This is a genomic window from Pyxidicoccus trucidator, from assembly GCF_010894435.1.
Taxonomy (GTDB): domain Bacteria; phylum Myxococcota; class Myxococcia; order Myxococcales; family Myxococcaceae; genus Myxococcus; species Myxococcus trucidator.
The window spans coordinates 84897-103905 of sequence record NZ_JAAIXZ010000001.1 but is presented as its reverse complement, the minus strand read 5'-3'; the positions used below and the strand labels follow the sequence as shown (position 1 = coordinate 103905).

General features: G+C 70.8%; 16 protein-coding genes and 1 pseudogene. 8 read left to right on the top strand and 9 right to left on the bottom strand.

What is annotated here, in order from left to right:
• Window positions 1–187 precede the first annotated feature (187 nt).
• The 4 genes from G4D85_RS00490 to G4D85_RS00475 form a co-directional block, all read right to left on the bottom strand.
• Window positions 188–2275, bottom strand: coding sequence for a RecQ family ATP-dependent DNA helicase (locus G4D85_RS00490; RefSeq protein ID WP_164006836.1), 2088 nt, complete (start codon window positions 2273–2275; stop codon window positions 188–190).
• A gap of 46 nt (window positions 2276–2321) precedes the next feature.
• A complete protein-coding gene (locus G4D85_RS00485; RefSeq protein ID WP_164008984.1) occupies window positions 2322–2573 on the bottom strand; it encodes a DUF3006 domain-containing protein in 252 nt (83 codons plus the stop codon).
• 2 nt (window positions 2574–2575) lie between these two features.
• A complete protein-coding gene (radC, locus tag G4D85_RS00480; RefSeq protein WP_164006834.1) occupies window positions 2576–3355 on the bottom strand; it encodes a RadC family protein in 780 nt (259 codons plus the stop codon).
• A 163-nt stretch (window positions 3356–3518) separates the two neighbouring features.
• The gene (locus G4D85_RS00475; protein WP_164006832.1) at window positions 3519–3977 is read right to left on the bottom strand and encodes a Crp/Fnr family transcriptional regulator; all 459 of its coding nucleotides are present in this window, start codon (window positions 3975–3977) and stop codon (window positions 3519–3521) included.
• A gap of 72 nt (window positions 3978–4049) precedes the next feature.
• Here G4D85_RS00475 and trxB point away from each other — a divergent pair, with 72 nt between their 5' ends.
• From trxB to moaC, 3 genes and pseudogenes are all read left to right on the top strand, one after another.
• Complete coding sequence (gene trxB, locus G4D85_RS00470) at window positions 4050–5012, top strand: thioredoxin-disulfide reductase (protein ID WP_164006830.1); 963 nt, start codon at window positions 4050–4052, stop codon at window positions 5010–5012.
• An 89-nt stretch (window positions 5013–5101) separates the two neighbouring features.
• Window positions 5102–6286 (top strand): trans-sulfuration enzyme family protein, encoded by a 1185-nt coding sequence (locus G4D85_RS00465; RefSeq protein WP_164006828.1) that lies wholly within the window; start codon window positions 5102–5104, stop codon window positions 6284–6286.
• Window positions 6283–6762: pseudogene (moaC, locus tag G4D85_RS00460) on the top strand (cyclic pyranopterin monophosphate synthase MoaC); the annotation flags it as partial. The gene G4D85_RS00465 and the pseudogene moaC, both read left to right, overlap by 4 nt.
• Window positions 6763–7198: 436 nt before the next feature.
• On the opposite strand, the gene G4D85_RS00455 reads toward moaC, so the two are convergent.
• The 5 genes from G4D85_RS00455 to G4D85_RS00435 form a co-directional block, all read right to left on the bottom strand.
• Entirely contained in the window at window positions 7199–7786 is a 588-nt protein-coding gene (locus G4D85_RS00455; RefSeq protein ID WP_164006826.1) for a DUF2378 family protein, read from the bottom strand.
• A 202-nt stretch (window positions 7787–7988) separates the two neighbouring features.
• Entirely contained in the window at window positions 7989–8552 is a 564-nt protein-coding gene (locus tag G4D85_RS00450; protein WP_164006824.1) for an NUDIX hydrolase, read from the bottom strand.
• 50 nt (window positions 8553–8602) lie between these two features.
• Window positions 8603–9427: a SirB1 family protein gene (locus G4D85_RS00445; RefSeq protein WP_164008982.1), complete on the bottom strand. Its 825-nt coding sequence runs from the start codon at window positions 9425–9427 to the stop codon at window positions 8603–8605.
• Between the two features lie 84 nt (window positions 9428–9511).
• Window positions 9512–9787 (bottom strand): hypothetical protein, encoded by a 276-nt coding sequence (locus G4D85_RS00440; RefSeq protein WP_164006822.1) that lies wholly within the window; start codon window positions 9785–9787, stop codon window positions 9512–9514.
• Window positions 9788–9795: 8 nt separating this feature from the next.
• Window positions 9796–11391: a YiiX/YebB-like N1pC/P60 family cysteine hydrolase gene (locus G4D85_RS00435; RefSeq protein ID WP_164006819.1), complete on the bottom strand. Its 1596-nt coding sequence runs from the start codon at window positions 11389–11391 to the stop codon at window positions 9796–9798.
• A gap of 198 nt (window positions 11392–11589) precedes the next feature.
• On the opposite strand from G4D85_RS00435, the gene G4D85_RS00430 reads away from it, so the two are divergent.
• From G4D85_RS00430 to G4D85_RS00410, 5 genes are all read left to right on the top strand, one after another.
• Entirely contained in the window at window positions 11590–11907 is a 318-nt protein-coding gene (locus G4D85_RS00430) for a DUF2795 domain-containing protein (protein WP_164006817.1), read from the top strand.
• A gap of 67 nt (window positions 11908–11974) precedes the next feature.
• Window positions 11975–12982: a hypothetical protein gene (locus G4D85_RS00425; protein WP_164006815.1), complete on the top strand. Its 1008-nt coding sequence runs from the start codon at window positions 11975–11977 to the stop codon at window positions 12980–12982.
• Entirely contained in the window at window positions 12979–13422 is a 444-nt protein-coding gene (locus G4D85_RS00420; protein ID WP_164006813.1) for a CoA-binding protein, read from the top strand. The genes G4D85_RS00425 and G4D85_RS00420 overlap by 4 nt, the downstream gene beginning before the upstream one ends.
• A 97-nt stretch (window positions 13423–13519) precedes the next feature.
• A complete protein-coding gene (locus tag G4D85_RS00415; RefSeq protein ID WP_164006811.1) occupies window positions 13520–18244 on the top strand; it encodes a hypothetical protein in 4725 nt (1574 codons plus the stop codon).
• Between the two features lie 8 nt (window positions 18245–18252).
• Window positions 18253–18981: a hypothetical protein gene (locus tag G4D85_RS00410; RefSeq protein ID WP_164006809.1), complete on the top strand. Its 729-nt coding sequence runs from the start codon at window positions 18253–18255 to the stop codon at window positions 18979–18981.
• Window positions 18982–19009 lie beyond the last annotated feature (28 nt).

The window sequence follows — 19009 nt, the reverse complement described above, 5'->3', positions numbered from 1 at the left end:
TCGGCGTGCGCGTCGTCTTCGGCATCACCACCGTGGCGGTCATCTTCATGCTCGCGTTGGTGGTGGGCACCCTCATGGGCGGGGTGCGGTTGTTCGTGGCGCGCCGGGCGTGGCGCCGCGCGGGCGGCGGCCGCCGGCTGTAGGACGCTGAAGTCCCTCGCGGATGGTGCGTCCGCGAGGCCCCGGCTCAGCCCAGGCGCGGGACGCGGGCCTTCCTCACCCGGGGCGGAGTCGCGGGCACCGCCTGCGGCTCATGGCCCGCCGCGCGTGCCATGAGGCAGATTTCCACCACCTTGGGCCCGAAGCGCTCCCAGCGGCTCTCCCCGGTGCCCTTCACCGAGAGGAACGCCTCCCGGTCGATGGGCAGCGCCGCCGACAGCCCCAGCAGCGTGGCGTCGTTGAAGATGATGAAGGGCGCCACCCCCAAGTCCTTCGACAAATCCTTGCGCCAGCGGCGCAGCTCCGTGGAGGCCAGCTCGCTGTAGTTCATCACCGGCGGAGCCGCCGACGAGGAGGCCCCGCGCGGCCGGGACGCGGCCGGGGGGGCGGCGAGCAGCTGCGGCATCTTCTCCGGCGCGCACACGTCGCAGTTGCCACACGCATCCCCCGCGTCCTGCTGGCCGAAGTACCGGAGAATCGCCGAGCGCCGGCACTTCTGGTCCCGGTCCGTGTACGCGTACTCCGTCATCCGCCGCAGCAGCGCGAGGTTCTGCCGCTCCTGCTCGCGCACGCGGCTCAGGTCCATGCCCAGCTCGCGGAAGGGCACCCGCTCCAGCGCGCGGATGGAGCGCCCGGAGAATGGCCGCCGTACCCGCGCCGCGCCGGACTTCTCCAGCAGGCCCAGCGCGTGCCGCACCTCGTCCACCGACAGCCCCGTGCGCCGGGCAAGAATCGGCAGCTCCGTGGTGGCCTGCCGCCCCACGGGGAACGTCTCCAGCAGGGACTTCAAGAGCCGCTGCGCGTCCGCCGCATGCGGGTGCGCGGCCAGGGCCTTCTCCGTCAGCGTGATTCCGTGCTCGCCCTCGCCCCGTCCACCGCGCTCGATTCTTCCCTCACGCTCGAGGATGCGCAGCGCCGCGGACACCTCGAACTCGCTGGCATTCACCGTGCCCGCCAGCGCGTACACGCCTCGCTCGAACTCCTCCACCGACTGGAGCACGTTCCACACGTCCGCGAACACCGCCTCCGAGGGGTGGCTGCTCTGGATGAGGCGCTCCTGCGTGTACACGTCCGCGTGGTTGAAGAGCAGCACCGCCCGCGCGTCCCCGCCGTCGCGGCCCGCGCGGCCAATCTCCTGGTAGTACGCCTCCACCGCCCGGGGGATGTTGGCGTGGGCCACGAAGCGGATGTCCGGCTTGTCGATGCCCATGCCGAAGGCATTGGTGGCCACCACCACCGCGTCCTTCGTGGACATGAACGTGTCCTGGGCCTGGCGGCGCGCGTCGTCCTCCATGCCCGCGTGGTACAGCATCGCCTTCAGCCCCTGGCGGTGCAGCTCGGAGAAGATGCCCTCCGCCGCACGCCGCGTGGAGCAGTAGATGATGCCGCTGCCCCCCAGCGCCGCCAGCCGCGCGCACGCCTCGTGCCGGTCCGAGTCTCCTCCCACCTCCTGCTTGCCGAGGAAGAGGTTGGGGCGGTCGAACCCCATGGCGAACTGCGCCGGGTCCTTCATCAGCAGGACACGGACGATGTCCGCTCGCACCTCGGGCGTGGCCGTGGCCGTCAGCGCCACCGTGCGCGGCGGCCGCAGGCGCTTGCGCACCTGTCCCAGCAGCGCGTAGTCCGGCCGGAAGTCGTGGCCCCACTGGGAGATGCAGTGCGCCTCGTCCACGGCGAGCAGGTCCACGCCCACCTCGGACACCGTCTCCAGGAAGCTCTGGCTCCGGAAGCGCTCGGGCGCCACGTACAGGAGCTTGTACTCGCGCGCGCGCAGCCGGCGCATCCGCTCCGCGCGCTCCAGGTCCGACAGGGACGAGTTGATGAAGGTGGCCGGAATCCCGCGCGCGGTGAGCCCCTCCACCTGGTCCTTCATCAGGGCAATCAGCGGTGACACCACCAGCGTCAGCCCCGGCAGCAGCGTGGCGGGCAGCTGGTAGCACAGGCTCTTGCCCGCGCCGGTGGGCATCACCACCACCGTGTTGCGCCCGCTCATCACCGAGGAGATGACCTGGGCCTGCCCCGGCCGGAACTGAGTCAGGGCGAAGTGGCGAACCAGTCCCTGCTGGGCTTCCTCGAAGTAGGGCAGGGCCACCGGCATCGCGCGCATGTTCACCATCCTGGTCGGCTCGTCAACGGAAACGTCGCTGGCGCGCCACCCCACCTCACAGGTCGAGCCCCGGTGGGACGGGAACAGCCAGCAGCGCCCGCTTGCGCGCCACCTCCTGCACCCGTTGCGCCGTCCGCTCCGGCTCCAGCCGGCCGTCAACCACCACGTCCCCCTCGCGCACTCCCTCCGGCAGCGTGGCGCGCTCCACCGTGCATGCCTGCCCGGTGTCCAGCCGCACCACCTGTGCCCGCGAGTCCTCCAGCAGCTCCACCTGCACCGCGCCCCACGGCCCCACCGCGCCCACCATCATCAGCCGCCTCCATTCGCGGACCATCCGCGCCTCGCTTCCCGCTCTCCGTCGGGCAGCAGTCCCCGCTCCATCATCGACACGTAGCCGCCGTCCCCCACCACCACGTGGTCCAGCACCTTGATGTTCAGGAGCTGCGCCGCGGCGATGAGGTGCCGCGTCAGGCCCATGTCCTGGACGCTGGGCTCAGGGTCGCCAGACGGGTGGTTGTGCGCGAGGACGATGGCGGTGGCGCGCGCCGTGAGCGCCGCGGCGAACACCTCTCGTGGGTCCACCGGGCACGCGTTCATCGTGCCCTCCGCCACGCGCGCGTCATGCACCAGCACGTTGCGCGCGTTGAAGCACAGCACGTGGAAGACCTCGCGCCGCAGCACCGCCAGCTTGGGCGCCAGGTACGCGTGAATCTCCTTCGGGGTGCGCAGCTTCGGTCGCCGCTCCACCGCGCGCTGCGCCCGGCGGCCCAATTCCAGCGCCGCCAGCACCTGCGCGGCCCGCGCCGGCCCCACTCCCGGCAGCAGGCTCAGCGCCAGCGGCTCCTCCTGCACCAGCGCCTTGAGTCCTCCGCCCCGCGCCAGCAGCGTGCCCGCCAGCTCCAGGGGCCCGGGCACGCGCGCCCCCGGGCCCCACACCACGCACAGCAGCTCCGGGTCGGTCAGGGCTTCCGCCCCCAACCGGAAGAGCCGCTCTCGCGACTCCTCCACGCCTCCGGTCCCACGCGCCCTCACCGACCCGCCGCCCGCGGCTTCACCGCCCGCCCACGCCGCCTCCGCTGCCTGCTCCATCCCGCCCACCTCCACGGACGGGGGACAGAGCAACACGCGTGCCTGCCTGCTCTACCTGGGGAGTTGCCCTCCTACCCGTCCCGACTCGCGCGCACCCGTCCGCTTTCCGGACGGACACGCACGCACCACCCCACCTCTCAGGGCGTGAGAGGGGAGGCCGCCTTCAGAAGCGGGAGATGGCGAAGAACGACTTGATCTTGTCGTTCGTCTCGCGGAGCCGCTCACTCAGCGTGCGGACGAACGTCCACAGCAGCACGTACGCCAGGTCCTTGTCGGTGAACATGAGCTGGTCCAGCTTGGACCGCTCGATGACCCACACCGTGCAGCTGATATGGGCGATGGCGTCCGCCGAGCGGGGCGAGTCCTCGATTACCGCCATCTCTCCGAAATACTGCCCCGTCTCCAGGATGGCGAGGGCCTCCTCGCCGATGCCGGGCACTGTCTTGGAGATGCGGACCTTGCCCTTCTCGATTACGAACATCTCCTGGCCGGCCTCTCCCTCGCGGAAGAGGAAGGCGCCCGCCGGGTAGTCCCGGGAGTGGCCGATTTGAGCCACCTTGGCGAGCTGGCCCTGGGTCAAACCCTCGAACAGCGCAACCTTCTTGAGGACACCGGCATCCATGAGGCCAGCTTCGTATCACGCGCCCGAGGGCCTCTGGTACCTTCGAGGCTCCAACAGGACAGGGAGGACCAGGTGGCGGAGGAGAAGATCAACAAGGTGACCATTATCGGCTCGGGGCCGGCGGGCTACACCGCGGCCATCTACGCCGCGCGTGCCAACCTGCAGCCCGTCGTGTTCGCCGGTGGCCCCACGCTGGACCACCCGCAGCGCGTCCCCGGTGGACAGCTGATGGTGACCACGGACGTGGAGAACTATCCCGGCTTCCCGGAGGCCATCACCGGCCCGGAGCTGATGGACCGGTTCCAGAAGCAGGCGGAGCGCTTCGGCACCGTCATCCACATGGAGAACGTCGTGAAGGTCGACTTCTCCCAGCGCCCCTTCCTCCTCCAGGGAGAGAGCGTGAGCTACCGTTCGGAGACGGTCATCATCTCCACGGGCGCCACGGCCAAGTGGCTCGACGTGAAGGGTGAGGACGCCTACAAGAATCGGGGCGTGTCCGCGTGCGCCACCTGTGACGGCGCCTTCTTCAAGAACCAGGACGTCATTGTGGTTGGCGGCGGCGACACGGCGATGGAGGAGGCCACGTACCTGGCGAAGATCGTCAAGCACGTCACCGTCGTCCACCGTCGCGACACGCTGCGCGCCTCCAAGGTGATGCAGGAGCGCGCACTCCAGAACCCCAAGATTTCCTTCCTGTGGAACTCCGCAGTGGAGGAGGTGGTGGGCGGCCCCAAGGGCATGTCGGGCGCGGTGGTGCGCAACCTCAAGACGGGCGACAGCCAGCTGCTCAACGTCACCGGCCTGTTCGTGGCCATCGGCCACACGCCGAACACGGAGCTGTTCCAGGGCATCCTGGAGACGCACCAGGGCGGTTACCTCAAGACGGTGCCGGGCAGCACGCGCACCAACATCGAGGGCGTGTTCGCCTGCGGCGACGTGCAGGACAGCTACTACCGTCAGGCCATCACCGCCGCCGGCACCGGCTGCATGGCGGCCATCGACGCCGAGCGCTGGCTCATCGAGCACGGCGAGTAACCCCGCGCGCCGCGCGCGCCCGGCGAGCACTTCGAGGCCGGCCCCTTCCCGGGCCGGCCTTGTCATTCCCGCAAGGACCAACCCATCCCATGAGCACGAAGCAGAAGACGGTGGCGGTGCACGCCGGAAGCCGGCTGACGGGCAGCAAGGCGGTGCCGGTGTCTCCGCCCATCTACCCGGCGGCGGTGAACTGGTTCGACAGCAGTGACGACCTGGACGGCGCGCTGGATGGGAAGGACTACGCCTACGCCCGCATCAGCGCCCCCAACACGACGCTGCTGGAGGAGGCGGTGGCCGCGCTGGAGGGCGCCGACGGCTGCGTGGCGTACGCCAGCGGCATGGCCGCGCTCCGCTCCGTCTTCGAGGCGCAGGGCTTCAGGCCCGGCGACAAGCTGGTGATGCCGGGCGACGGCTACGGCGTCACGCGCCTGCTCTACAAGAACCTGTGCGCCACCCTGGGCGTGGAGCTGCACGCGCTGCTGATGACGGACCCCCGCACGCTCGAGCGCATCCGCGAGCTGCGGCCCCGCATGGTGCTGGCTGAGAGCATCACCAACCCGCTCTTGCGCGTGCCGGACCTGCGCATGCTGGCGAAGGTGTCCCACGACGTGGGTGCGACGTTCGTGGTGGACGCCACCTTCCCGTCGCCCGCGGGCCAGCGCGCGCTGGAGCTGGGCGCGGACTACGCGGTGCAGTCCACCAGCAAGTGGCTCAACGGCCACAGCGACGCGCTGGGCGGCACGGTGAGCGGCTCGCAGGCGCGCATTGCTCCGCTGCGCTCCGCGCGCATCCTGGCCGGCGACGTGCTGGGCCCCTTCGAGGCGTGGCTCACACTGCGCGGCCTGCGCACCCTGCCGGTGCGGATGAAGGCCCATGGCGAGCACGCGGCGCACGTGGCGCGGCGGCTGGCGGAGTCGCCGCTGCTCGAGCGCGTCATCTACCCGGGCCTGCCCTCGCACCCGGACCACGCCGTGGCGAAGGAGTTGCTGCTGGGCGGCGGCCCCATGGTGGCCTTCGAAATCAAGGGCGCCGGCCGGCCGGAGGGCATGCGCTTCCTGGAGGGCCTCAAGGTCTGCAGGCCGGGCCCGTCGCTGGGAGATGTGTGCACGCTGGTGATGCACGCGGCCAGCGCCAGCGCGCGCCGCATGACGCCGGAGGAGCGCGCGACGGCTGGCATCCAGGAGAACCTCATCCGCGTGTCCGTGGGGCTGGAGGATCCGGACGACATCGTTGAGGACCTGCTGGGCGCGGTGGCGCAGGTGGTGCGCCGGTGAAAATGGTGGACGTGGGCGAGAAGCCGAAGACGGACCGCGTGGCGGTGGCCACCGCGCGCCTGCGCATGCTCCCCGCCACCCGTGAGCGCATCCTCGCGGGGAAGGTGGAGAAGGGGGACGTGCTCGCCGCGGCGCGACTGGCCGGCATCATGGCCGCCAAGCGCACGCCGGACTTCGTCCCGCTCTGCCACCCGATTGCCCTGTCCGGCGTGGAGGTGACGCTCACGCCGGAGGAGGCGGGGTTGTCCGTCCGCGTGCAGGTGAAGACGGTGGACCGCACCGGCGTGGAGATGGAGGCCCTCACCGCGGCGTGCGCGGCGGCGCTCACCGTCTATGACATGTGCAAGAGCGTGGACCGGGGCATGGTGCTGGAGGCCGTGCAGCTGGAGCACAAGGCGGGCGGTCGCTCCGGCACGTGGCACCGGGACGCGGAGGGGGATGCCAGCGACGCTTCGGCCACGGAGGCCCGGACACGAAGCGCTGATGCGGCGGGCCCGCGCAAGGCTCCTGCCGGCAAGGCACGCGGCGGAAAGCGGCGCAGTGTCGTGGAAGGCGCACGCCCGGCTCCGGCCCCCGAGTCACGGAGCGGTAGCGCGACAGCCCCGCGTCAGGTTCCGCTCGCCCTGGCGCGCGGCGCGAAGCGCGGGGGTGGCGCAGTGGCCTCTCGTGAGGCTCCAGCCGTCGCTGCCCGTGGCGGGAAGCGCGCGAAGGCGAGGGGCGAAGGGGAAGGGCTGCGCGTGGCCCTGGAGACTGTCGTACGCACCGGGAAGCGAGCGAAGCGCGGCGGGGGCGCCTCACGGTAGGCACGCGCGAGCCCCCTGCGCGCCGCTGAAAGCGTCACGGGCCGGGACGCGAAGCCCCCGTGCACCGGAAGCTCTCCGGACAGCCGGGGGCGGCCCTGGCGGGGGCTTGCTACCGCAGCCGCCAGGACAGCGCGAAGGTGGCGCCGGCCCCATCGCGCGCGAGCACCTCCACGTGCGCGTCGCGGGCTCCCGCCAGCTCGAGGCAGGCCTCGAGGATGCCCTGGTAGTAGGCGGGCTGGTCCATCACCTCGTTGATCCACAGCTCGCAGGACGTCTGCGTGCGCTCCGTGAAGCGGGACTCCACGTAGTTGTCCGCGCTGCGGAACGTCTCGTTGATTCGCCGCATGGAGCGCAGCGGCCCCAGCAGTCTGCCCATGCTCACCATGGCGCGTCCCAGCGTCGTGCGCTCCACTCCGCGCGCCAGCAGCTGTCCCAGCAGCCGGTACCCCTCGTCCGTGGAGACGGCCGGGTAGAGGTCCGCGACGATGATGGCCAGGCTCCGCTTCCACGTGTCGAAGGTGTACGCGGGCCGCAGCCGCTCCGTCACGTCCAGCCCCGCCTCTCTCAGCGCGGTGTACGCCGCGGGCGACAGGCGCAGGCGCACCGCCGGCTGGAGCAGCCAGTCCACCGTGTGCTCGAAGATGACGCGCTGCCTTGGCGCGGGCTCGGCCCGGACCTGTTCCCCCCTCGCCTGCATGGTGCGTCTCCTGGGTAAGGCCCGGCCGGTGGCCTGCGCCGGAGCCAAAGCATAGAGAAGCACTCTGACGACACAGCCTGGCCACCCCGACTCACGGTGACTCCAGGACGTCGGTGTCTCGGGCCTGTTCATCACGCGACGGCGGACCCGGGCCCGGGGACAGGCCCCGTTCCAGGCCCTGTTCACGGGTGAGCGGGACGGGCTACCGCGCGCCGCCGCCCTCGGCGCGCAGCCGCTCCAGGAAGAAGGCCACCACCACGAGCGAGTGGGTGATGTGTCCCTCCAGGATGAGCCGGGGCACGTCCGCGCGCGGGTGCAGCTCGACGACGATGTCCTCGCCCTCGTCCTGCCGCCCCGCATGGCGCTTCACGCAGTCCAGCGCGAGGTAGCTGAAGCACCGGTTGGGCTGGAGCGCGGGGTTGGGGTGCACGGCGCCGAGCGGCACCACCCGGCCCGGCACGTAGCCCGTCTCCTCCTCCAGCTCGCGCGCCGCCGCCGCGGCCGGGTCTTCTCCCGGGTCCACCATTCCGCCGGGAACCTCCAGCGTGGCCGCCTGGGTGCCGAAGCGGAACTGTCGCACCAGCACCAACTGCTCGTCCGGCGTGACGGCGATGACATTCACCCAGTCCGCGCAGTCCACCAGCACGCGAGGCTGCTCCCGGCCCGTGCGCGGGTCGGCCCACCGGTCCTCGCGCACCTTGAGGACGCGGTAGTCGTGCTCCAGCCCTCGGCGCAGGCGCAGCCAGGGCTTCACCGTCTGGGACACGTGGCTTCCCCTCCTGGGCGCGGAAAAGAGCGGGCCCGGTGTCGCTTTCGTCAGTTGAGCAGCGAGGCGCGCTCACGCAGCTCGCGGGCCGTCAGCTCCAGCCTGTCGCGGTCCGGCGCCTCGGGAGACAGCTCCAGGCACCGCTCCACGTCCTTCAGCGCCGCGCGGTAGGCCCCCAGGTTGGCCAGCAGCGCCGCGCGCGTGCGCAGCTCACCCGGGTGGTCCGGCGCCAGCAGCAGCAGCAGGTCCACCACCGCCAGCCCGCGCTCGCAGTCCTCGCGGCCCAGGTACACGCGCCGCAGGTTGGACAGCATGCGGTACGTAATCAGCTCCACCGGCGCCGGTGCCAGCATGGCCCGGTCGAACTTGAGCTGCGGCGCCACGCGCTTGAGCAGCTCCTCACAGCCATGCTCGGTGAGGATGTCCCCATGGTGGAACGGGTCCATGACCAGCTTGTGGTCCCCCGCGTCGTGCGCGACGAGGAAGTGCCCGGGAAAGGGCACGCCGTACAGGGAGATTCCCGCCCGCCGCGCCACCTCCAGGTAGACGACCGACAGCGTTATCGGCAGGCCCACCTTCCGCTCCAGCACCTGGTCCAGGAAGCTGTTCTCGGGGGAGTGGTAGTCGTCCTCGTTGCCGCGAAAGCCCTCGATGTCCGCCAGCACGTGGCGCAGCGCGCGCAGGGGCGCCAGGGCCTCGCCCTTCTCCTTGAGCCGCTCCGTCTCCACCTGCACCCGGCACGCCAGCACGTCCAGCATGTGCAGGCAGCCGGGCGCGTCCAGCATGGGGTGGTCCAGCGTGGCGATGGCGAGCGCGGCCAGGTCCAGCCGGGGCGGTTCGGCGGCCAGGGCCGACACCAACCGCTCCCGCGCCAGGGGCGGGCTGAATCCAGAGGGGATGCTCACGGCCGGAACCAGTAACCCACGGCGGGCCGGACGGCAAAGGCAGGCAGCCGACCGTCAGATTGCAGGCGGAGCAAGCGGGAGCCGTCCCTTGATTTCAGCACGCAACGCCACCTGGGCCGAAATCAGCCCGGACAGGATTCCATCCTCGAACTCAAATGTAGGGTGTTCCTTGAGTTCCGGGAAGTCGTGGGGGTTGCGCAGCTCCTCGGGGCTCATGTTGGGCACGGCCTCGCGGGCCAGCCGCAGCACCTTGGCCTGTTGTTGAGAAATCATCCGGTCGAAGAGCTGGGAGGAAAGCTCCAGCATCTCCAGGGCCACCTGCTCCGTCATGTCGGTGCCTACTCCTGGGCGATGTCCCACTTCGCCCGGCGGTAGCTGTAACGGAAGGCGGACGCGTCCGCCTCCTTTGCGTCGCCCTCGGCCTCCCGGCCGTCCAGGAAGGCCACGAAGTCCAGCTGCCGGTCCTCCCGGCCGTACTCGGCGTCGAAGAGGCGCACCAATTCGTTGGCGGGGAGGGTGCGGCGGCCGGCCACGTTCACCAGGGGGACGCTCAGGCCCTTCATCTCCGTGGACGGCGCGTAGGCCTTCCACACCAGCTCCGTGCACACGAGCGTCTGGTCGGAGAAGAAGTCGAAGTTGAAGTCATAGGGGCGGCCCTGGAAGGTGAAGGCGCGCAGCACGGCGCGGGCCTTCTGCAGCTTCGACAGCCGCGGGCGCATGACGCCCAGGTAGTCCACGCGCATGCCGTGCTCCGGGCCGGTGAAGGACACGCCCTCGCTGATGGATTCGATGATGCGGAGGGGGTCCCCGTGGGCGTCCTTGCCGGCGTACTCGGCCCACTTCGCGGGGAAGGCGCGCGCCAGGTGCTGGGTGAAGGACTCGGGCTTGCCGGGCAGGGTGGCGGCCCAGGCCTTCACCTCCGGGTCCGCGTCGAAGTAGGCGGAGAGCTCCTCCGGCGTGCCGACGAAGAGCTCCGCGTGCGGCCAGAAGCCCGGCAGGCCGATGTTGGAGAGGTACCAGTTCTGCCGGGCCACCATGATGTCGCCGGGCTCCATGCGCTTGAGCACCGCCAGCACCTGCTCACGGGCGATGAGCGGCTGGCCGATGCGGTGCACGCGCGTGTCGCCCATCCACTCGGCCACGGCGCGCTGCACGGGGAAGAAGGCGCGCTGCGCGGAGTCCGAGGTGAGGTCCGCCGCAGCCTTGGCGAAGAGCGTGGCGCCGCGCTTCACCAGCAGCCCCTTGGCCACCTTGCTGTTCTCCTTCATCTCCTGCATCACCCAGGGCACGCGAGGGGCGTCCAGCGCGCCGGCGCGCGACAGCAGGGGGCGCAGCTGCTCCTTGTAGCCGTCACCGGTAATCAGCTGGGTGGTGGTGGCCACGTGGATGACCTTCTCCTTGAAGCGGGCGAAGGCGCGCGGGGGCAGGCCGTACTCGGGCGTGGCCTCGTCCAGCATCACCTCCAGCTGCTTGCGGCCGCCGGTGAGCTCCGCGTAGGTGAGGCCGTGGGCCAGCTCCGTGGTGAGCGCGCCGTGGGTGAGGAGGAAGCCCCAGGCGTGCTTCTTCGGCTGGGTGAGGGCCGGCACCTTCACGAAGTCCCAGTAGCGCTGGCGGATGACCTCCGTGGACACGAAGTAGTCGAAGAACGCCGCCCAGGTGGTGAGCAGCAGCTGCTTCTGGTCCGGCGTGTACGGCTCGCTCTGCTTCTGGAGGTACACGCCGCGCGACTTCTTCACCGACTCCTGCAGGCCCCGCAGGCCCGTGGCGTAGCGCTCCAACTGGGCGAGGTCCCGCTGGGCCTGGGCGACGAAGGCGGCGTCGTCCAGCGAGTAGACGTCCCCGGCGGGCGAGGGCGTGGCAGTGGGGGCGGCTGGCGGGACGGCGGGCGTGCTGGCGAGCGTGAGCCAGACAAGCAATAGCGGCGCGGCGGGCATGGGTGTGGGGCTCCGACGGGAACAGGGGCTGCGGGCAGCACTCTACCTCGGGAAGGGGCAAAGGCGGCTGGCCCCCTGGCCGGGCAGGGGCGGGGACGTGTCGGTGCCGGGTGGTCCCGGGCACGGGGCATCCCCATTTTGTTCCTACCCAAGCACTGCGCCCGGGCCTTGACGTCCGGGCAGAAAGGCAGAGTCACGATGGCATACGGACTCGCGGAGGACCCCGGGCTCTCCATCCCTGCGCACCTCGACTCGGTGGACTACCCCGCGGAGCGAGAGCAGATCGTCCGGGCGGCGGAGGACAACGGCGCGCCCGTCGACATCATCAACGTCCTCAAGTCGCTGCCCCAGTCGGAGTACGCCTCGCGCGAGCATGTGATGCGCGACCTGGCCGAGGCGGCGCGGCGGTTCGGAGCGCCCTGGCTCAAGGACGACGATGGGGTGGCCCGGGACCGGCGCAACATCGGACGCGACCTGGTGGAGAACGCGCCCGACGGCCACACGCGGCACCCGTGAAGTACCGGGCCCTTGGATGAGGAAGCGCTCGCGGGCGCTGGCGCTTTCTGCCAGCGTGCGCGGGCGCATGCGTCCAGGCCTCCTGCTGAGCTGTCTCATGCTGTCCCTGACCGCCGCCTGTCGAAGGGCGCCGCCGCCGATGGTCCCCACGGCCGCGCGGCCGCCGCCGGTGCGGCTCGACTTCCAGCCTCCGGTGGACCGGGTCCTCACCGAGTCCGTGCGCGCCATCCGCGTGGTGGAGCGCGCGGGCGTGCCCGTGCGCGAGGAGGCGGAGCTGACCACCGAGACGCGCTTCACTCCCGCCGAGGGCGGCTGGCTGCTGGCGCAGGTGGTGCCCCGCTCGCGCCTGGTGCGCGGAGGCCCGGCGGGTGGTGCGGACGGAGGCGCCACGGCGGACTCGAAGCCGGGCTCCGAGTCGGGCGCCACGGCGGGCTCGGAGCCGGGCTCGGCGTCAGGCTCGGAGTCGGGCACCGAGGTGGACACGTGGGTGGACGACGTGCTGGCGCGCTTCACGCTGCGGGTGCGGCTGGCGGCGGACGGCACCTTCGTGAAGCTGGTGTCCCCCGAGTCCGCGCTGGAGGCGCTGCGGCACGTGGTGCCCGCGGGCACCGACGCGGCGGCGCTGGAGCGCTTCTTCTCGCCAGAGTCGCTGGAACTCAGGACGCGCCGCGAGTGGGAGGCGCGCTACTCGGGCCTGTTCCAGCGCAACCTCACGGAGGGCCAGCACATCTGGGCGGTGGACGTGCTGCCGGTGGGGGACGCGCAGGTGGCGTACGTGCTGGAGCGCACGGTGCAGGGCACGCGTGACACGCAGTACGGCGATGCGCTGGTGCTCAGCCTGCGGTGCCTGGACGCGCTGCCGGCGGACGCGCCGGACGAGCTGACCGAGGCGTGGGCGACGGCGGGCCGGCCCCCGCTCACGCCGGGCGTGACGTGCCAGGGCGAGCAATTGGTGGCGCGGGGACGCTTCGTCCCGGTGAGCCGGGAGCTGACGGTGAAGGCGACGGTGGCGGGGGAGGCGTGGACCCTCACCACCACCTCGAAAGCGCAGGCACTTCAGGAGGAGGCGCGATGAGCTGGGAACAGAACCTCGTGGAGGACGAAGCGGGCGTGGAGCGCGTGGTGCAGGGCGCGCGGCGGGTGGCGGTGCTGGGCATCAAGACGGAGCAGCAGTCGGGGCAGCCGGCCTTCTACGTGCCGGACTACCTGGCCCGGGCCGGCGTGGACGTGGTGCCGGTGCCTGTCTACTACCCGGACGTGACGCACATCCTCGGCAAGCCGGTGTTCCGGCGGCTGGCGGACGTGCCCGGCGAGGTGGACCTGGTGGACGTGTTCCGCCGGCCGCAGGACATCGACGCGCACGTGGACGACATCATCGCCAAGAAGCCGAAGGCGGTGTGGTTCCAGTCCGGCATCCGCAACGACGCCGCGGCCGAGAAGCTGGCGAAGGCGGGCATCCAGGTGGTGCAGGACCGCTGCTTGATGGTGGACCATCGGCGCTACGGAAAGCGGTAGGCGTCTTCACCTGGAGTGAATCCGCCGCGCACCCCGGGCTATCATGCCGGGCGCGGCGGGGCAGGGGGCCCCGGCAAGCAGCGAGGGGAGCCCACGGGTGAAGACCCTCATCAACATTCCCATCCGGCTCCGCGTGGATGCCGAGGCGCTGCGCGTGGATGGGCCGCTCATCGAGCAGCTTGTCTCCACCGCGGTGGAGAAGGTGCTGGCCCGGGCCGCCGCCGCGTTGGCGAAGGATGGACGCCAGGGCGAGCGCGTCTTCCACCCTCCGGACGTGCAGTGGGGCGGGCCCGCGCTCCACGAGGCAACGCAGCAGGCGCGCTCGGACCTCGAGGCGCGCATCCGCGCCGCCATCGAAGCCCAGGTGGCGAAGCACCGGCCCCAGCCTCCCGCGCCGGCTCCCGCGCGGCCGGTCCGCCCCTGGTTCGTGGTGAAGGCGGTGTACTTCCACACCACCCCGCGCCAGCTCTTCAAGTACCGCGCGGAGGTGAAGACGCGGGTGGATGTGGTGGACCCGGTGGAGCTCTACGCCCACCTGCTGGACACGCGTACCCGGGCCGTCGCGTGGCTGGTGCAGGTGAACCAGGAACTTCCCATCAAGCCGCTGGGCGATGAGGTGTTCCAGCGCTTCTCCACGCTGGAGAAGCTGGCCCCGAAGAAGACCGTCTACGGGGCCTACACCTGGTCGGACCGGGTGAAGAAGCTGCTCGAGGACCTCGACCAGGACGGCGTCGTCCGCGGCGCCTTCCCCAGCCTCCAGAAGACCCGCGAGAAGCGCATGGAGGTCCGCACGGAGGACGCCGACAAGGTGGCGTACCTCAAGCGCGGCGGCCAGCTGCTCTTCGCCTTCATGCCGCTGCCGGCGATCAACCTGCTGGCGACGGTCCGCATGGAGCCGGTGCTCCAGGCAACGCTGCCGCTGCGCGAGCTGGAAGCCCTGGTGGGCGCCTTCGACTTCAAGTTGGTATTCCAGGCGGAGTGGGAGCATGCCCGCGCGGCCTACGGGGATGACCCGGTGTCGCTGCAGCTGGAGCCCTTTGTCGTGGAGCGGCCGATTCCCGAGCGCAGCCTGGGCGCCCTCTTCGAGGCCCGGCGGCGACTGACCTCGGATGTCCGCTGGGTGGGCAGGACGCTCCTGCTCAACCAGGCCTCCCTCGCGCCTCTCACCCCCTCCGTCCAGGCCCTGCTGCGCCCGCTGGGAGACGTCACCACGCAGGCGGTGCCCGCGCCGCCGCCGGAAGGGCACACCTGGCAGCCGGGTTGGCGTGGCGTCAGCGTCACCCCCACCTTCAACATCTCCCGCGAGCGCCTGGAAGTCGCGTCGTGGCACCCCTGGGCGGTGAAGCACGCGGCCCTGCTCAGCGGGTATCTGAAGCTGGGGCGATACGACCGACGGGACAACGTCTTCCGCTGGCTGCTGAGAGATTGGCCCGGCACGGTCCGGTATGCGCTGCTGGAGCTGCTGCTCCAGGAGCTGGAGCGGCTGGGCGCGCACGAGGCCTTCCTCAAGCTGCTGCGCGACGAGGCGTCCTTCTTCGTCTTCAATAGCCGCTCGCTGGTGCGGCTGCTGGAGCAGACGCGCTACGCGGAGCTGTCCCAGCGACTGGGGGTGGTGGAGGCCCTCTCGAAGTCCACCCGGCGGTTCCGGCGCCACGACTTCGATGTGGCAGGGCAGCAGATTCGCCTGTGGCAGAACCCGGACCGGGTGGTGCGGCCGAACGACGTCCTCGCGCAGCACGCCTACATCTTCCAGGAACAGTTCGACGCGCTCCGGCCCACGGCGAAGACGCTGGAGCGACTGGCCGGCCCGATGAAGAAGCGCGTCGGGGAGCTGATGGGCCAGGTTCTCTGCGAGGGCAAGGAGCGCACGCAGGAGGAGCTCCTCGCCCAGGCCATGCAGGAGGCCGCGGATGCGCTCGACCCGCCCCTGGGCAGGAGCGACTTCGAGGAGGTGTCCGTCTGGACCAGCTACCGCCTGGTGCGGCTGGAGCAGTCGGACCCCCATGACCCGACCACCATCCGCGTCCACTACAAGCGCGTACGCAAACTCAATGACGGCCCGTGGGAGGACGTCTCCGAGGTCCATGTCGACGAGGTGGAGAAGTTCGGCCTGTACCTGGCGGCCTACGAAATCAAGAACATGGAGCGGGGCGTCCACCTGATAGCCGCCGTCACCCTGCTGGTGATGGGGGGCTTCCTCCTGGCGGAAGCCGGGGCGGTGGGCTTCATGGTGCGGCTGGGCGGAGGCCGCGTCCCGGTGCTGCTGGGCATCGCCGCGCGCGAGGCCATCTACCTGTACAGGGTGGCCACGGGGCAGGAGGAGTTCTCGCTCAGCGGCTTCCTGCTCAATGCCTTCAAGGGCTGGCTGGACGCGGTGGGGTTCCGCTTCGGCTCGCTGGGTGGCTCGGTGCTGGGCCGGCTGGTGACGGCGGGCGGCGTGCGCCTGCTGATGACGGGCGCCGCGGTGCGCATCCTCACCCGCGCGCTGGGCGTGGGCGTGTCCTTCGTGGTGGAGCAGTTCATCACCGACGTCATCGTCCTCGTGCGGTGCGGCACGTGGCAGGGCTCCGCGAAGAAGTACGTCGAGCAGCTCGCGTTCGGCTTCGTGGTGGGGCTGGGCTTCGAGCTGGCCCTGCCCTTCCTGGGGGCGGTGGCGAAGCCCGTCCTGGAGCGGCTCATTCCGGTGATTCGGGCGACGCCGGGCAAGCTGGAGGTGGCGAAGCTACTGCTGAAGGAACTCACCCCGGAGCAGGCGGCGCTGTGGCTGCGCACGGCCATGGAGCGGGTGGAGTTTTCGCTGCGCGAGGTGCTGGACAACCCGAAGTTCCTCCAGGAGATGGGCGAGGCGCTTCGAGGCAAGTCCCGCGAGCTGCTGGACGCCCTGCCCGAGGCGATGAAGGCCCTTCCCGCCACCGCGAAGCGGGCGGGCGGCGCCGTGAAGCGCGAGTACCAGGTCGCCTTCTTCAACGACCTCTTCGACCTGGCGAAGATAGAGCTCAAGGGCCCGGCGCTGGAGGGCTTCGAGCGGCTCCTGGCCGCGGCCGGCACGCGCGACGTCTACGCGACGGTGCGCACGCTGCTGCGGCACAAGAACGCGGAGCGGTTCATCACCTCGCTGCGCGGCTTCGACGAGAATGCCCTGAAGCGGCTGCTGGAGAGCGGGGAGCTGGAGCGCATCATCGGCTCGGACCGGGTGCGGGGCTTCGTGGCGGAGCGGGGCGAGGCGGGGTGGAAGCTGTTGCTGGACTCCTTCGACAGCTCGGCGGTGAAGCTGGAGGGGCTGCTGAAGGACCTGGAGACGCTCGCGCCCGACGTTCAGGCGGTGGTGCTCGACGTGCTGCGTACGCATGGCACCACGCTGCCGCCAGCCCTGCGTGGCCAGGCCGAGGCGCTGTGGCGGCTGGGCGCGCTGGAGCGGGAGCTCCTGGGCAAGCTCGACGACGCGATACTGACCCGGCTGGCGGCGCTGGAGCGCGCGACGCTGGAGGGCATGGAGGGGCTGTCCGCGGACGCGATGAAGACGCTGGCCGCCATGGACAAGAAGGTGCTGGAAGCGCTGGCGAGCCAGACGGCGGCGGGGGTGGAGCGGCGCGCGGCCTTGGCCATGCTGGCGCACGAGCCGAAGCTCGCGCCGGAGCTCATCGCCTGGGCCGTCCAGACGAAGCTGCCGCTCACTCCGGAGCTGGCCACGGGGTTGCGGCGGCTGGGTGCGGGAGTCGACGCGACGAAGCTGGCGGCGGTGCGCAAGCTCATGGAGGCGGACGCGGCGCGCGCCGGGACGCTCCTCGACGAGCTCGGCCGGGGCAACGAGCAGCTCGTCAAGGACCTCCTCCACCGCGGGGACCTGGACCTGCTGCTGGATGCGACGAAGGCGACCGCCGACGAGGCGACGCAGCTCGCCTCCGCCCTCTCGGGCTCTCGTCCGGGCGTGCTCACGGACCTGGCGCGGGTGACGGGCAACGTCACGCTCACGACCGGGCAGTTGCTGGAGGTCCTGCGGGACGTGGGCAGCAAGAAGCTGGGCGAGCTGGTGGCGGCGAGGGTGGCGCAGCCCGTCCAGCTCGTCCGAATCTTCAGGGCGCAGGTGGCCAGCAAGCCGGTGGGGACCGAAGGCGTCAACCTCCTCCACGAGGCACTGGAGCTTCAAGCCCAGGGCCGCGTGGTGGACCTGGGGGACTGGGTCAACTTCTCCACGGGGCTCCCCACCCAGGCCGGCCGCGCGTCCGACGACATCGGACGCACCCTGGGCGAGCTGCGCGAGGCGAAGCATCTCGTGGCCGAGAACCCCGGGAAGGTCATCCGCGTGGGAGGGGATGCGAATGCGCCGCTGCGTCCAAGCAAGCCGACCGAGACGGCGCAGTCGTTCGACATCACCGTGGAGCGGCCCACTCCCGGAGGAAGGCCCATGGTCGAGCGCAGCGTGGAGGTGGGTACCATCGACGAGCCGGTTTCCACCGTCGTCGATTTGAGGAAGGGCCTGGACCATGCCATCGACAAGGTCCTGGGCAGGACCGCCGAGGGACTTCCCATTCCGGGCAAGCTGCAGGCCACGGTCCGGTTCGAGTTCCGGAACTCCAAGCAGCTGGGTGGAGGCGGTTCCGTCCAGATTGATGCGCTGGGCAACTCCACGAGGACGTTCCCGTTGAAGGCGAACAAGCCGGAGGTGAAGACCAATCTCCTCGATGACCTGCTGACGGAGCTCAACAGTGGGAAGTGGCCGAACACGGCCACGCTCGACATCATCCGCTATGTGGACAAGACCGGCAGTATCGTCGCCGAGTTCCAGAAGACGTCAGCCGGGGCATGGGCTCGCATCCGTTGAGGGAGTGCATGGAAGACGCCGTCATCCATTTCTACCCAGGGCACACCGAGCATCTTCTCTATACGTGGCCGGACCAGGGCGAGCAGCCCATCCGCGAGAGCCGCATGCTGGAGCTCGCCTTGGAGGTGGTCGACGCGTTCTGGCCCGCCATCCTGGAACCCCGGGTCGTGACGCTGGACCTGGTGGGTGTCGATGACTGGGGTTATGCGCTTCATCCCTCCGTCACGCCCGAGCCTCCGGGTTGGCTGCTGCGGACCGTGCTGCCGCCTGGAGTGAAGGTCTCTCTCGGCTCCTCCCGGTACCTGGAGCGTGAGGTGCCCGCACTGACGCGGGACGTGCTGCGGGCGTGGATGGAGGAGGCCCTGCGGCAGCCGCCTGTTGGCGGCGCGGACCACCTGGCCTGGAGCGAGCTGACCTTCCGGGCCACCCGGGTGCGGGTGTTCGAGCCGGAGCGCTTCGCGGGGAGGGACACCCTCGTGTTGGGTTCGGAAGTGGGGCCGGTGGAAGTCCCACTCGAGCGGGACGCGCGAGGACCGTGGGTCTCCGGCCCGGTGGAGCGGCTCGCGGACCAGCCTCCCATCCGGCTCAGTCTCTCCCGGCCCGATGGAGGCTTCGAGGTGAGCGTCAACCCTCACTGGTCCTTGTGGACGCAGGAGGGCTCTCCGGGCAAGGCGGCCCTCGATGCGGCCATCACCCACCTGCTGACGCGAGGATGGGAACGCGACCCGCAGATGTGAGTCGTGGAGGCCGCCCACCCCGTTCCCT